Annotated in this window: 4 protein-coding genes; 3 read left to right on the top strand and 1 reads right to left on the bottom strand. The window is 51.9% G+C overall.

The annotated features are described in order from the left end of the window. Window positions 1-284 precede the first annotated feature (284 nt). From ACW9UQ_RS18585 to petA, 3 genes are all read left to right on the top strand, one after another. On the top strand, window positions 285-542 hold the full coding sequence (locus ACW9UQ_RS18585; RefSeq protein WP_458932474.1) for a 3-ketoacyl-ACP reductase: 258 nt from the start codon (window positions 285-287) through the stop codon (window positions 540-542). Further along, a complete protein-coding gene (locus ACW9UQ_RS18590) occupies window positions 539-793 on the top strand; it encodes a YdcH family protein (protein ID WP_458932475.1) in 255 nt (84 codons plus the stop codon). The genes ACW9UQ_RS18585 and ACW9UQ_RS18590 overlap by 4 nt, the downstream gene beginning before the upstream one ends. A gap of 152 nt (window positions 794-945) precedes the next feature. Next, entirely contained in the window at window positions 946-1509 is a 564-nt protein-coding gene (petA, locus tag ACW9UQ_RS18595) for a ubiquinol-cytochrome c reductase iron-sulfur subunit (RefSeq protein ID WP_458932476.1), read from the top strand. Here the strand turns inward: petA and ACW9UQ_RS18600 are convergent. After that, window positions 1506-1775: transposase (locus ACW9UQ_RS18600; RefSeq protein WP_458932477.1), on the bottom strand; the 270-nt coding region annotated here is incomplete at its 5' end. The genes petA and ACW9UQ_RS18600 overlap by 4 nt on opposite strands.

Below are 1775 nucleotides of genomic sequence, written 5' to 3' on the forward strand. Positions count from 1 at the left end.
TTCAGCGCGCTCAACGCCCTGAAGAAGTTCATCCAGAATTTCCTTTGAGATAGTCATTCATGCTTCCTTTCGGTGAAGCATGAACCGGATCAGTCATACACAAAAGACCGGACACTCTCGAACAAGATTGAACTATTCCCGGCCTAGACCTCGACTGCTAGGCCTCAGGGCTTCACGTACCCCTGTCAATGGCCGCCATCTTGTCAAAATTGTAAATTTAACATCAAGCGCAGAAAAGCTTTGGTTCCTATGTTGGAGTGGAATCAATGAAGGAGGACAAAGACATGTCCACAAGATCTGAATTATCTGCCGAGTTCGACAAACTGAGTGCAAAGCTAGCGAAAGCGGAAACACATCTCGACGAGAAAAAACTCTGGAATTTCGGTGACCATTTGACTGCGGGACAGTTGAAGGCACGCCATGCATTCTTGCAAAAGCAGTTGGATCACGATGCACATGATGCCGAGGTGCACGGGCACCACGTATCTGATTTGGAAAAATCCGTCATGGCCTGGGTAAAGGGTCCGGAGATCCACGGATGAGTCACGTTCCACACGGCCTCGCAGAAGAATTCCCATTGCTGACACAACGGATCCACGATCTGAAACTGACTGACCCGCACTTTAGGCAACGTTCAGACGAGTATCACGAACTGAACCGCGCGATCCATCGGGCAGAGACAAATGTCGCCCCCATGTCTGATACACAGTTGAATGAGATGTTGAAGAAACGTGTTCATCTCAAAGACGAACTCTACCGCATGCTAAAAGACGGGGCACCCGAGACTTGGTGACTCTTCATCAACCCTAACTGTGACTTTGGCGCTTTGAGGCAGAGGTGCCAAGGCCTCGAACGCTGATACCCTCGTGGCTACCTTCTATTTTGGACAAAGATACTTGAAGGTTTCGCGCGTTGCTAATTCGAATTTTTGAACTGGAAGAACAAATGGATAAGGCGAACAAACCGGATGAAGGTGGGCAAAGGCGCGATTTTTTGTTCTTCGCCACAGGCGGGGCGGGTGTCGTTGCCGCCGGAGCTGCGACTTGGCCCCTAATCAACCAAATGAACCCATCGGCAGACGTCGTTGCGCTGTCAAAGATCCGCGTAGACATCAGCGATATTGAGATTGGATCGCAACTGACGGTCCTTTGGCGGGGAAAACCCGTCTTCATACGGCGTCGGACCCAAAAAGAGATCGATGAAGCACGTGCAGTAAAACTTGAAGACCTGGTGGATCGCGACGACCGAAATGCAAACAAACCCGGCCTTCCCGCAGATGACGACAATCGCACTCTGGACGACGCTGGGGAATGGCTCGTAATGATCGGCGTTTGCACTCATTTGGGATGTGTGCCACTCGGAGAGGCGGGGGATTTTGACGGCTGGTTTTGCCCATGCCACGGGTCGCACTACGACACATCGGGGCGGATACGCAAAGGTCCGGCACCGGAAAACTTGCCCATTCCCGAAGCGCGTTTCATCTCAGACGGTGTCATAGAAATAGGCTAGGCAGCGGACTCGTAAAACTGACACCATAGCCTGATAGACGCGAGTTTGATCATGGCCATGAAGTTGGCTGAAGTTTTTTCATAGCGTGTTGCGATCCGGCGGAATGAGGTTTTGAGCCGCCCAAAGACCCGCTCGATCTTGTTGCGTTCGCGGTAGATTTCGGCGTCAAATTCTGCGGGCAATTTGCGGTTGGCCTTGGGCGGGATGACGTCGATTGCGCCTTGTTCCCAGATCATCTCGCGGATCCAATCGGCGTCGTAGGCCTT

The sequence above is a fragment of the Halovulum sp. GXIMD14793 genome (genome assembly GCF_054457435.1).

Excerpts from the sequence above, each read along its gene's own strand:
- petA (WP_458932476.1), top strand. The coding sequence starts at position 946 with ATGGATAAGGCGAACAAACCGGATGAAGGTGGGCAAAGGCGCGATTTT.
- ACW9UQ_RS18590 (WP_458932475.1), top strand. The coding sequence starts at position 539 with ATGAGTCACGTTCCACACGGCCTCGCAGAAGAATTCCCATTGCTGACA.
- ACW9UQ_RS18585 (WP_458932474.1), top strand. The coding sequence starts at position 285 with ATGTCCACAAGATCTGAATTATCTGCCGAGTTCGACAAACTGAGTGCA.